8 protein-coding genes and 3 tRNA genes are annotated in these 12,361 nt (G+C 66.7%); 7 read left to right on the top strand and 4 right to left on the bottom strand.

The features are described from left to right. Positions 1-250: 250 nt before the first annotated feature. The 4 genes from SCI24_RS15250 to SCI24_RS15235 all read left to right on the top strand — a co-directional run bounded on the left by SCI24_RS15250 (position 251) and on the right by SCI24_RS15235 (position 7,341). Positions 251-2,263 carry an NADPH-dependent 2,4-dienoyl-CoA reductase gene (locus SCI24_RS15250; protein WP_318726189.1) on the top strand — a complete coding sequence of 671 codons (2,013 nt, stop codon included), beginning with the start codon at positions 251-253 and terminating at the stop codon, positions 2,261-2,263. Positions 2,264-2,538: 275 nt separating this feature from the next. Further along, on the top strand, positions 2,539-4,461 hold the full coding sequence (locus SCI24_RS15245; RefSeq protein WP_318726188.1) for a PrkA family serine protein kinase: 1,923 nt from the start codon (positions 2,539-2,541) through the stop codon (positions 4,459-4,461). Between the two features lie 15 nt (positions 4,462-4,476). Beyond that, the gene (locus tag SCI24_RS15240; RefSeq protein WP_318726187.1) at positions 4,477-5,760 is read left to right on the top strand and encodes a YeaH/YhbH family protein; all 1,284 of its coding nucleotides are present in this window, start codon (positions 4,477-4,479) and stop codon (positions 5,758-5,760) included. A 30-nt stretch (positions 5,761-5,790) separates the two neighbouring features. Further along, positions 5,791-7,341: a SpoVR family protein gene (locus SCI24_RS15235; protein ID WP_318726186.1), complete on the top strand. Its 1,551-nt coding sequence runs from the start codon at positions 5,791-5,793 to the stop codon at positions 7,339-7,341. A 60-nt stretch (positions 7,342-7,401) separates the two neighbouring features. Here SCI24_RS15235 and SCI24_RS15230 read toward each other — a convergent pair whose 3' ends face one another. Then, the gene (locus SCI24_RS15230; protein WP_318726185.1) at positions 7,402-7,716 is read right to left on the bottom strand and encodes a high-potential iron-sulfur protein; all 315 of its coding nucleotides are present in this window, start codon (positions 7,714-7,716) and stop codon (positions 7,402-7,404) included. Positions 7,717-8,061: 345 nt separating this feature from the next. Here SCI24_RS15230 and SCI24_RS15225 point away from each other — a divergent pair, with 345 nt between their 5' ends. Together SCI24_RS15225 and SCI24_RS15220 are read left to right on the top strand one after the other, a co-directional pair. After that, entirely contained in the window at positions 8,062-8,337 is a 276-nt protein-coding gene (locus SCI24_RS15225; protein ID WP_023004511.1) for an Lrp/AsnC family transcriptional regulator, read from the top strand. 53 nt (positions 8,338-8,390) lie between these two features. After that, positions 8,391-9,257 (top strand): DNA/RNA non-specific endonuclease, encoded by an 867-nt coding sequence (locus SCI24_RS15220; protein ID WP_318726184.1) that lies wholly within the window; start codon positions 8,391-8,393, stop codon positions 9,255-9,257. A gap of 84 nt (positions 9,258-9,341) precedes the next feature. Here SCI24_RS15220 and SCI24_RS15215 read toward each other — a convergent pair. From SCI24_RS15215 to SCI24_RS15205, 3 genes are all read right to left on the bottom strand, one after another. Further along, positions 9,342-9,428: transfer RNA gene (locus SCI24_RS15215), tRNA-Leu, on the bottom strand. 41 nt (positions 9,429-9,469) lie between these two features. Continuing rightward, positions 9,470-9,556 (bottom strand) — tRNA-Leu (locus tag SCI24_RS15210). A 72-nt stretch (positions 9,557-9,628) separates the two neighbouring features. Next, positions 9,629-9,715 (bottom strand) — tRNA-Leu (locus tag SCI24_RS15205). A 236-nt stretch (positions 9,716-9,951) separates the two neighbouring features. On the opposite strand from SCI24_RS15205, the gene rnr reads away from it, so the two are divergent. After that, entirely contained in the window at positions 9,952-12,330 is a 2,379-nt protein-coding gene (gene rnr / locus SCI24_RS15200; RefSeq protein ID WP_318726183.1) for a ribonuclease R, read from the top strand. Positions 12,331-12,361 lie beyond the last annotated feature (31 nt).

Raw genomic sequence — 12,361 nt, 5'->3', positions numbered from 1 at the left:
ACCGGTAGTTCAGTTGGTTAGAATGCCGGCCTGTCACGCCGGAGGTCGCGGGTTCGAGTCCCGTCCGGTCCGCCATCTGCATACGAATTCTTCAGCCCCGAGGCCTTCCAGGCCTCGGGGCTGTCTCGTTGGTGCCAGGCTTCCTCTCCCGCTCCCCGCTATCATTGGTCGATGATCCTTTGCGTCATCCGGCTCGACTATCATACAGTTGTTTGAATTCGATCGCCGTTCCGACCGTGAGGACCCTGCCGTGAGTGCTTATCCCCAGCTGTTCCGCCCCCTGAGGGTCGGCCACCTGACACTGCCCAACCGGGTGCTGATGGGCTCCATGCACACCAACCTCGAGGAGGCGCCGGGCGGCTTCACGCGGCTGGCGGCCTTCTATGCCGAGCGGGCCCGTGAGGGGGTCGGGCTGATCGTCACCGGCGGCATCGCCCCCCTTCCGGAGGGCGCCGTCTTCGAGGGCGCGGCGACTCTCGAGCGCTCCGAGCAGGTGGCGGACCATCGTGAGGTGGTCGAGTCCGTGCACGAGGCCGGCGGGCGCATCTGCCTGCAGATCCTGCACGCCGGGCGCTACGCCTACACGCAGGAGCTGGTGGCGCCCTCGGCGCTCCAGGCCCCCATCAACCCCTTCGTGCCCCGGGAACTCTCCGGCGACGAGGTCGAGGCGCGCATCGAAGCCTACGTGCGCTGCGCGACCCTGGCGCGGGAGGCCGGCTACGATGGCGTCGAGGTGATGGGATCGGAGGGCTACCTGATCAACCAGTTCATCTGTCCGCGCACCAACCATCGCGACGATGCCTGGGGCGGCAGCCTCGAGAACCGCCTCCGCTTCCCGGTGGAGATCGTGAAGCGCATCCGTGAGGTGGTGGGGAGCGACTTCCTGCTGATCTTCCGGCTGTCGATGATCGACCTGGTGGAGGAGGGCAGCACCTTCGAGGAGGTCGTTGCCCTGGGGCGCGCCCTCGAGGCCGCCGGGGTCGATGTGATCAACACCGGCATCGGCTGGCACGAGGCGCGCGTCCCGACCATCGTCACCAGCGTGCCCCGGGCCGCCTTCACCGAGGTGACGCGGCGCATGAAGGCCGAGCTCGGGGTGCCGCTGATCACCACCAACCGCATCAACATGCCGGAGGTCGCGGAGCGGGTGCTCGCCGAGGGGCACGCCGACATGGTCTCCATGGCGCGCCCCTTCCTGGCCGACCCGGCCTGGGTGAGCAAGGCCGCCGCAGGGCGCAGCGAGGAGATCAACACCTGTATCGCCTGCAACCAGGCCTGCCTGGACCAGGTCTTCCTGGGGCGGGTGACTTCCTGCCTGGTCAATCCGCGTGCCTGCCACGAGACGGAGCTGGTGGTCACCCCGGCCGCTGCGCCGCAGGCGATCGCCGTGGTGGGCGGTGGCCCCGCCGGGCTTGCCACCGCGGTCACCGCCGCCGAGCGCGGCCATGCCGTGACCCTCTTCGAGCGAGCAACGGAGCTCGGCGGCCAGTTCAACCATGCGCGGCGGATTCCCGGCAAGGAGGAGTTCCACGAGACCCTGCGCTATTACCGGGTGATGCTCGACAGGCTGGGCGTCACGGTGCGCCTGGGGACCGAGGCGGATGTCCAGACGCTGCGCGACTTCGATGCGGTGGTGCTGGCCACCGGCGTGCGACCGCGCCGGCTCGCGCTGCCGGGCAGCGACCACCCGAAGGTCATCGGCTACCCGACGGCCATCACCCATCCCGAGCGAGTCGGCCGGCGTGTGGCGATCATCGGCGCCGGGGGGATCGGCTTCGATGTGGCGGAGCTGTTGACCCATCCCGGCGACGGCGCGCCGTCGGTCGCGGCCTGGTGCGACGAGTGGGGAGTGGACCTGGGCGTGGCGGGGCGCGGCGGCCTCAAGGCGGCCGAGCGTCCCGTGACGCCCCGCCAGGTCACCCTGCTGCAGCGCAAGACCAGCAGGCCGGGCAAGCGGCTCGGCAAGACCACCGGCTGGGTGCATCGGGCCTCGCTCAGGCATCGCGGGGTCGAGACGCTGGTCGGCTGCGAGTATCTCGGCATCGACGACGAGGGGCTGCATCTTCGCCTCGATGGCGAACCGCGCTGTCTCGAGGTCGATAGCGTGGTGGTCTGCGCCGGCCAGGAGCCGGTGCGAGAGCTGCTTGCGCCGCTCCAGGCGGCCGGGATGGCCGTACATGTCATCGGCGGTGCCGACGAGGCGGCGGAGCTCGATGCCCGCCGGGCCATCGAGCAGGGAACCCGGCTGGCCGCTCGGCTCTGACTCCCGTCGCGGCCATCCTGCCGGTCGCCTGCTCCCGCTCCTGATCCGCTGCCCGCCGGCCGTCGCCGGCGGGCAGCGTCGTTTCAGCGTTTAATCTTTCGTGATTCCTCATGAACCCAGTGGTACTCGCCGGGCTCTGAGGGGTAAGGGCTCGGCTGCGTTGATTGGTGAGGCAAACCGTTATCCGCTGATGCTGTCTACGCTGATGAGACCCACCCCCGGCCTGTCGCCACCATGTCTGAGTGGCCGGGGAACCGGGCATACAGGAGGCATCGATGAGCATCTTCGATCATGTGCAGAACCGCTTCGCTCGCGTCCAGCAGGAAGAGATAAGCCTGCAGGAGTACCTGGAACTCTGCCGCCGGGAGCCCGTGGCCTATGCCACGGCGGCCGAGCGGATGCTGGAGGCCATCGGCGAGCCAGAGGTGATCGATACCGCGAAGGATCCGCGGCTGTCCCGCATCTTCTCCAACAAGGTGATCCGCCGCTATCCGGCCTTCGCCGAGTTCTACGGCATGGAAGAGGCCATCGAGCAGATCGTCGCCTACTTCCGCCATGCCGCCCAGGGCCTCGAGGAGCGCAAGCAGATCCTCTACCTGCTCGGCCCGGTGGGCGGCGGCAAGTCATCCCTGGCCGAGCGGCTCAAGCTGCTGATGGAGAAGGTCCCCTTCTATGCCATCAAGGACTCGCCGGTCTACGAGTCGCCGCTGGGCCTGTTCTCCCCGGAGGAGGATGGCGAGCTGCTCGAGAAGGAGTACGGCATCCCCCAGCGCTACCTCAAGAGCGTGATGTCGCCCTGGGCCGCCAAGCGGCTCAAGGAGTATGGCGGCGATATCTCCCAGTTCCGGGTGGTGCGCCTCTATCCCTCGCGGCTCAACCAGGTCGCCATCTCCAAGACCGAGCCCGGCGACGAGAACAACCAGGACATCTCCTCGCTGGTGGGCAAGGTGGACATCCGCCAGCTCGAGCTCTACTCCCAGGACGACCCGGACGCCTACAGCTTCTCCGGCGGGCTTTGCCGGGCCAACCAGGGGCTGATGGAGTTCGTCGAGATGTTCAAGGCGCCGATCAAGGTGCTGCACCCGCTGCTGACGGCGACCCAGGAGGGCAACTACAACCCCACCGAGGGCATGGGGGCGATCCCCTTCGACGGCGTGGTGCTGGCCCACTCCAACGAGAGCGAGTGGCAGACCTTTCGCAACAACCGCAACAACGAGGCGTTCCTCGACCGGGTCTACATCGTCAAGGTGCCCTACTGCCTGCGGGTCACCGAGGAGATCAACATCTACAGGAAGCTGCTCGAGCACTCCTCGCTGGCCGAGGCGCCCTGTGCGCCGGATACCCTGCGCATGCTCGCCCAGTTTTCGGTGCTCTCGCGGCTCAAGGAACCGGAGAACTCCAGCATCTACTCCAAGATGCGGGTCTATGACGGCGAGAACCTCAAGGACACCGATCCCAAGGCCAAGTCGATCCAGGAGTACCGCGATGCGGCCGGGGTCGACGAGGGCATGGAGGGGCTCTCGACGCGCTTCGCCTTCAAGATCCTCTCCAAGGTGTTCAACTTCGACAACCACGAGGTGGCGGCCAACCCGGTCCACCTGCTCTACGTGCTCGAGCAGCGCCTGGAACAGGAGCAGCTTCCCCGGGAGACCTTCGAGCGCTACCTGCGCTTCATCAAGGAGTTCCTGGCCCCGCGCTACGTCGACTTCATCGGCAAGGAGATCCAGACCGCCTACCTCGAGTCCTACTCCGAGTACGGCCAGAACATCTTCGACCGCTACGTCACCTATGCCGACTTCTGGATCCAGGACCAGGAGTACCGCGACCCCGAGACCGGCGAGTTCCTCGACCGCCAGGCCCTCAACGAGGAGCTGGAGAAGATCGAGAAGCCGGCCGGCATCTCCAACCCCAAGGACTTCCGCCACGAGGTGGTCAACTTCGTGCTGCGGGCGCGTGCCCAGAACAACGGCATGAACCCCAGCTGGCAGTCCTACGAGAAGCTGCGGGGGGTGATCGAGCACAAGATGTTCGCCAACACCGAGGAACTGTTGCCGGTGATCTCCTTCAATGCCAAGGCCTCGACGGCAGACCAGAAGAAGCACGAGGACTTCGTGGCGCGCATGGTCGACCGTGGCTACACCGAGAAGCAGGTGCGGCTGCTCTCCGAGTGGTACCTGCGGGTACGCAAGTCGCAGTAGGCCGAGGAGGTCGTCATGACCTATTTCATCGATCGTCGAGCCAATGCCAAGCACAAGAGCGCGGTCAACCGTCAGCGCTTCCTCGACCGCTACCGCACCCATATCAAGCGCTCGGTGGAAGAGGCGGTGAACCGTCGCTCGATCACCGACATGGAGCGTGGCGAGAAGGTCTCGATTCCCTCCCGGGACATCTCCGAACCGGTCTTCCAGCACGGCCCGGGGGGCAAGCGCGCCATCGTCGCGCCAGGCAACAAGGAATTCGTCGAGGGGGACCGGCTGCGCCGCCCCGGCGGCGGGGGTGGCGACGGTGCCGGGGAGGGGGGCGCCTCCAACCAGGGTGAGGGCATGGACGAGTTCGCCTTCACCCTGAGCCGCGAGGAGTTCCTCGACTTCGTCTTCGACGGCCTGGAGCTGCCCCATCTGGAGCGCAAGAACCTGGTGGACCTCGACGAGGTGCGCCCGGTGCGTGCCGGGGTGTCGAAGGAGGGAGTGCCGGCACGCATCAATATCGTGCGCTCCATGCGCGAGGCCCAGGCCCGGCGGATCGCCATGCGGGCGCCAATCCGTCGTGCCCTGCGCGAGGCCATGGAGGCGTTGGCCGAGGAGGAGCGCAAGGACCCGGTGCTGCGCAACCCGGCGCGAATCACCGAGCTCAAGGCGGAGATCGAGCGCCTGGAGAAGCGCCTGGAGGCGGTGCCCTTCATCGATACCTACGACCTGCGCTACAACAACCTGGTCGACCAGCCGCAGCCCTCGAGCAAGGCGGTGATGTTCTGCGTGATGGATGTCTCGGGCTCCATGACCCAGGCCCACAAGGACATCGCCAAGCGCTTCTTCCTGCTCCTCTACCTCTTCCTCGAGCGCAACTACGAGAAGGTCGAGCTGGTCTTCGTGCGCCACCATACGGCGGCCAAGGAGGTCGACGAGGAGGAGTTCTTCTATTCCCGGGAGACCGGCGGCACCATCGTCTCCAGCGCCCTGACGCTGGTCGACGAGATCATCGAGGCGCGCTACCCCCCGGGGCAGTGGAACCTCTATGTGGCGCAGGCCTCGGACGGCGACAACTGGGACGATGACTCCATCACCTGTCGCGACCTGCTCGTCGAGCGCCTGATGCCAAGGCTGCAGTACTTCACCTATGTGGAGATCACCCCGCATGCCCACCAGGCACTTTGGGAGGAGTACGAGCGGGTGGAGGCCGAGTACCCCGAGCGCTTCGCCATGCGCCAGATCGTCGAGGCCGGGGACATCTATCCGGTCTTCCGCGAGCTGTTCAAGCGCCGCATTGCCGGCACTTGACCACCAGAGCAGGCGGCCCGAGGAGGCAGCATGACCCGACGCAAGCCCATCGCCACCGGTTCCGACTGGAACTTCGAGATCCTCGACGCCTTCGAGGAGGAGATTGCACGCCTGGCGGACGAGTATCGCCTGGATACCTATCCCAACCAGATCGAGGTCATCACTACCGAGCAGATGATGGATGCCTATGCCAGCGTGGGTATGCCGGTGGGCTATCACCACTGGTCCTTCGGCAAGCAGTTCCTGGCCGTGGAGCAGGCCTATCGCCGCGGCCAGATGGGGCTGGCCTACGAACTGGTGATCAACTCCGACCCCTGCATCGCCTACCTGATGGAGGAGAACACCCTGATGATGCAGGTGCTGGTCATGGCCCACGCCTGCTATGGCCACAACTCCTTCTTCAAGGGCAACTACCTGTTCCGCACCTGGACCGATGCCTCCTCCATCGTCGACTACCTGGTGTTTGCCCGTAAGTACATCAGCGAGTGCGAGGAGCGCCACGGCGTGGCCGCGGTGGAACAGCTGCTGGATGCCTGCCACGCCCTGCAGAATTACGGCGTCGATCGCTACAAGCGCCCCTCACCGATCTCCGCCGCCGAGGAGGCGCGGCGCCAGAAGGAGCGCGAGGCGCACCTCCAGGCCCAGGTCAACACCCTGTGGCGCACCATCCCGGGTCGCCCGCGCGGGGATGCGCTGCCCGGCATGGCCGACGAGGAGGACCCGCTGGGTCTTCACGAGGGTGGCCGCTATCCCCCTGAGCCCCAGGAGAACCTGCTCTACTTCATCGAGAAGAACGCCCCGCTGCTGGCGCCGTGGCAGCGTGAGGTGGTGCGCATCGTGCGCAAGCTGGCCCAGTACTTCTATCCCCAGCGCCAGACCCAGGTGATGAACGAGGGCTGGGCCACCTTCTGGCACTACACCCTGATGAACCGGCTCTTCGACGAGGGTCTGGTGGATGAGGGGCTGATGCTGGAGTTCCTGCAGTCGCATACCGCGGTGGTCAACCAGCCGGCCTTCGACAGCCCCTACTTCAGCGGCATCAACCCCTATGCCCTGGGCTTCGCCATCTTCACCGACCTGCGGCGCATCTGCGAGGCGCCGACGGAAGAGGACCGTCGCTGGTTCCCCGACACCGCCGGCGGCGACTGGCGGGAGACCCTGGAGTTCGCCATGAAGAACTTCAAGGACGAATCCTTCATCCAGCAGTTCCTGTCGCCCAAGGTGATCCGTGACCTCAAGCTGTTCATGGTGGTCGACGACGACCAGGAGGAGATGCTGGAGGTGGCGGCGATCCACGACGAGCGCGGCTATCGACGCATCCGCGAGTCCCTCGCCACCCAGTACGCCCTGGCCGTGCGCGAACCCAACATCCAGATCTACTCGGCGGACATCCGTGGCGACCGGTCGCTGACCCTGCGCCATGTCCAGGACAGTCGGCGTCCGCTGGCGCGCAGCGTCTACCCGGTCATCCGCCACCTTCACCAGCTGTGGGGCTTCCCCGTGCGGCTGGAGTCGGTGCAGGACGAGGAGGTGGTGCGCCGCTACCACTGGCCGCTGCCCGAGGAGGAGCGCCGTGACTGAGGTGTTCCAACGAAGAGACCCGCGCCATGGCGCGGGTCTCGTGCTTCCTGTGAGGGCGGGTCAGGCCTGGGCTGTCCAGGACTGGCACCAGCCACCCGGCTCGACGCTGTTCTGCGGGAAGAGCTGGCAGCCTTCGCTGTCGGCCTGGAAGAACATGCAGTTGTCGCACTGCTCGCCTTCCTCGTAGGCCGGGTGGTCGCTGGCGTCGCTGGCGTTCTCGACGTAGTTCAGGGCCTGGGCCTGTTCGGCGCTCGGGTCGAGCCGCGGCAGGTCCTGGGCGAAGGCGCTCTTCGACAGGATGCCGGCGCCGAGGGGCAGGGCGGCAAGGCCCAGCAGGCTGTTACGCATGAAGTCACGACGGCTGTGGTCGGCCATGGTCTCTCCTTGTCATCACGGTGGGTCTTGGGGTCACGGAGGGCACGCGGTGTGCCCGTTTCTTCTTGGCGGGTGGTTCGATTCACCTCTTGGTCCGACAGGCGCGTCCCTGCGGAGTTCGTTCGGTCAATGGTAGTAAACTGTTAAGGGGTTAGCGAACCGGCCCTCGGCTGTGCGGCAATCCGCCGCACAGTCGGCAGTCCTGGAGTAGCCCCTCCGTGGCTGGCCTGCTCCCTCGGTTCAGCGGCCTCGATGGCGCTGCTATACTCGCGCCAGCTGCGGCGGCCGTCCGGTCGGGTGCAGAACGAGACGTGCGCGCAAGCGCCCAGAGCAGGGAGAAGTCCGATGCAGAACGCGGTGATTCTGATCAATGCCGAGAAGGGCCAGGTAAAGGCCGTGGCCGAGCGGCTGGCCGATGTCGAGGGCATCAGCGAAGTCTATTCCACCTGTGGCCGCTATGACCTGGTGGCCATCGCGCGCACCCGTGACTTCGAGAGCCTGGCCGAGCTGGTGACCGGGCGCCTCAATGCCGTCGAAGGCATTCGCGACACCGAGACGCTCAATGCCATGCAGGTCCACTCCCGTCATGACCTGGAGACCATGTTCTCGCTGGGCTGGTGAGGGAGGGCGCGGGCCGCGTGCCCGCCGCATGATCGGACAGGGAAGGGTCAGGCATGGCAGCAAGACGAAGGCGCGTCGCCAACCGCTGGCGGCGCCAGGTGCGTCGCTTCGGTATCACGGCGCTGTTCGTGGTCGTGGCCACCGGGCTCTGGCACTTCCAGGAGCGCGAGCTGCGTGACGGGCTCAGCTGGCAGGGCGTCACCACCTGGCAGGAGCTCACGCCGCTGAGCTTCCATCGCGTGCTGCGCAACGACGGCTTCCTGGTGGGGTGGTCCGACGTGAGGGTCAATCCGCTGTGGGTCAGCTATGTGCTGCACGAGGTCGAGGACCCCGGCGCCGGGCCGCGACCCGGCTTCCGGCGCGACTGGCGGGCCCTGTGGCCGATCGCGCCGGACAGCTACTTCGGCAGCGGCTATGACCGGGGGCATCTCGCCCCCAACTATGCCATCGCCGCGGTCCACGGCAGGGCGGCGCAGCACGATACCTTCCTGATGAGCAACATGTCACCCCAGCGGCCCGAGCTCAACCGGCGCCTCTGGCAGCGCCTGGAAGAGGTGGTGATGGATCGCTTCGTGCCACGCTTCGGTACCCTCCAGGTGATCACCGGCCCGGTCTTCCCGGCGTCGTTCCGGGACAACGTGCTCAATCGGGTCGGCCTGGTGGAGGTGCCCGAGGCCTTCTACAAGATCCTGGTGGTGCCGGGCGAGGAGCCCCTCGCCCTGGCCTTCCTCATGCCGCAGCGGGTGGCGGGCGACGAGCCGCTGGATGACTTCCTGGTCAGCATCGATGAGCTGGAGGCGCGTACCGGGCTGGACTTCTTCCCGCAGCTGCCCGAGGCGGCCGCCGCGGCCCTGGAGGCCGAGGTGGAGACCGCGGGCTGGGGGCTCGAGGCCGTGGCCAGGCTGCCCGGCCGCTTCTGATCGGCGGGCACAAAAAAACCGCGAACATGGCGTCGCGGTTTCCTGTGGGGCTGCAATGTGGACTCGTCTGCATGACGCGAGGAGTGGTGCCCAGGAGAGGACTTGAACCTCCACATCCGTAAGGATACTAGCACCTGAAGCTAGCGCGTCTACCAATTCCGCCACCTGGGCGCATCATGCTGTCGTCGTGTTCGCGGTCATCGCCTCTGCGATGGTGCCCAGGAGAGGACTTGAACCTCCACGTCCATAAGGACACTAGCACCTGAAGCTAGCGCGTCTACCAATTCCGCCACCTGGGCGAACACGAGCGATCCGAGCTGACAAAGAGCATGGGAGCGAACTCCCGCGATATCCGGTCTATCGGATACCGATGGTGCCCAGAAGAGGACTTGAACCTCCACGTCCGTAAGGACACTAGCACCTGAAGCTAGCGCGTCTACCAATTCCGCCATCTGGGCAGGCGAGGCGTATGGTACCGGATTCCCTCGGCGATGCAAGGGGAACGGGTCGCGCCGTGCAGGATTTTTTGTCACCCGCCAGGCGTCGCCGGCGTCGCCATGGTTGGGTGATGGGGGCACCGGCGCTATACTGCGCCCATGACAATCGACCCGAAATGCCAGATGCCACGCGCCGGACGTCGTCCCCGCGCCCTTTCGATCACGCTGCTCCCGATGCCGCCAAGGATGCCCACCGCATGACCCACTGGACGCTCAGCGACGATCCGCACGCCAAGCGCGAAGCCCACAAGTACGACAAGCCCGCCCCCAGCCGCGAATACCTGCTCGCCCGCCTGGAGGAGGCCGGCAAGCCGCTCACCCACGAGGCGATGAGCCAGCAGCTGGGCCTCGAGGACGAGGAGCTTCAGGAGGCGGTGCGCCGGCGCCTGGCAGCGATGGAGCGCGATGGCCAGGTGCTGCGCAACCGCCGCGGGGCCTATGCGCTGATCGACAAGCTCGACCTGATCAAGGGCAAGGTGCTGGGACACCGTGACGGCTTCGGTTTCCTGCTTCGCGACGACGGCAAGAAGCCCGACCTGGTGCTGCCACCGCGGCAGATGCGCCGGGTCTTCCACGGCGACCACGTGCTGGTGCGGGTGAGCGGGCGCGATCGTCGGGGCCGCGACGAGGCCACCATCGTCGAGATGCTGGCACGTAACACCCAGACCATCGTCGGCGTCTACCGCGCCAATACGCCGGAATTCGGGGTGCTGATCCCCGAGAACTCGCGCATCACCCAGGAGATCATCATTCCCCACAGCGCCTGTGGCGGGGCCCAGGACGGCCAGGTGATCTCGGCGAGGATCACTCAGCAGCCCGAGACCCGGGTGCAGCCGGTGGGCGAGGTGGTCGAGGTGCTCGGTGAGCGCATGGATCCCGGGATGGAGATCGACATCGCCATCCGCAGCTACGAGATCCCCGCCGAGTTCCCGCCGGATGTCCACGACCAGATCGCCGGCATGTCCGCCGAGGTGGCCGAGCAGGACAAGCACCATCGTATCGACCTGCGCGACGTGCCGCTGGTGACCATCGATGACGAGAGCGCCAAGGACTTCGACGACGCCGTCTGTGCCTGGAAGACCAAGTCGGGCAGCTGGAAGCTGCTGGTGGCGATCGCCGACGTCTCCCACTACGTGCGTCCCGGCAGTGCCCTGGACCAGGAGGCGATCACCCGCGGCAACTCGGTGTACTTCCCGGGCCAGGTGGTGCCGATGCTGCCGGAGCTGCTCTCCAACGGGCTCTGCTCGCTGAACCCGGCCGTCGACCGCCTGGCGCTGGTCTGCGAGATGAACATCTCCCAGAGCGGGGCGATCAGTCGCTACCGCTTCTACGAGGCGGTGTTCCAGTCCCATGCGCGCCTCACCTACAACAAGGTGGCGGCCATCCTCGACGACCAGGGAGAGGAGGGCGATGCCCTGCGCGAGGAGTACCGTGAGCTGGTGCCGTCGCTGAAGAACCTGCACGCCCTTTACACGCTGCTGCGCGAGGCCAGGGTGGAGCGGGGCGCCATCGACTTCGAGACCACCGAGACGGCCATCATCTTCAACGACGAGCGCAAGATCGAGAAGATCGTGCCGCGTTCGCGCAACGATGCCCACAAGATCATCGAGGAGTGCATGCTGGCCGCCAACGTGGCCACCGCGCGCTTCCTCGACAAGCACGACCTGCCGGCCCTCTATCGCATCCACGAGAAGCCCTCGCCGGAACGCCTCGACAAGCTGCGCCTGTTCCTCAACGAGCTGGGCCTGTCGCTCGGCGGCGGCGACGACCCCAGCCCCCAGGACTACCGGGACCTGGCCGAGGCGATCAAGGGGCGTGACGATGCCGACGTCATCCAGACGGTGATGCTGCGCTCCATGAGCCGGGCGGTCTACTCGCCGCAGAACGATGGCCACTTCGGCCTGGCCTATCCGGCCTACGCGCACTTCACCTCGCCGATCCGTCGCTACCCGGACCTGCTGGTCCACCGCGCCATCCGTTCGGTGATCCGTGGCCCGCGCCAGACCAATACCGTGCTGCGTGCCGAGGGGGCGGGCGTGGAGCCGCCCAGCAAGTGGGCCCCCTACACCTTCGAGCAGATGCTCGAGCTCGGCGAGCACTGCTCGATGACCGAGCGGCGCGCCGACGACGCCACCCGCGACGTGGAGGACTGGCTCAAGTGCGAGTTCATGTCCGACAAGCTCGGCGAGGTCTATGACGGCAGCATCGCCTCGGTGACCCAGTTCGGCATCTTCGTGCGCCTCGACGAGGTGTTCGTGGAGGGGCTGGTGCATGTCACCTCGCTGCCTTCCGACTACTACCACTACGAGCCCGAGAAGCACCGCCTCAAGGGCGAACGCAGCGGCATGAGCTACCGCCTGGGCGACGGCGTCACCGTGCAGGTGGCCCGCGTCGACCTCGACGAGCGCAAGATCGACTTCGAGCTGGCCGACGACAAGCCGCGTCCCAAGCGGACGCCGCGCAAGCGTCGCGGGGGCGACAAGCCGGTCGAGGCGGGCGACGGCAAGCCCGGTGACAAGTCGGGCAAGAGCGGGCGGCGCCGGCGTGGCCCGCGTCGCTCGAGGGCCCGCGGCTGATGGCAGAAGGTCGCAAGCCCCGACACGGCGT

It is taken from the genome of Halomonas sp. (assembly GCF_033549285.1).
GTDB lineage: Bacteria > Pseudomonadota > Gammaproteobacteria > Pseudomonadales > Halomonadaceae > Halomonas.
Note: the sequence above shows the minus strand (reverse complement) of the source record. Positions and strands in the feature narration are given on the sequence as shown.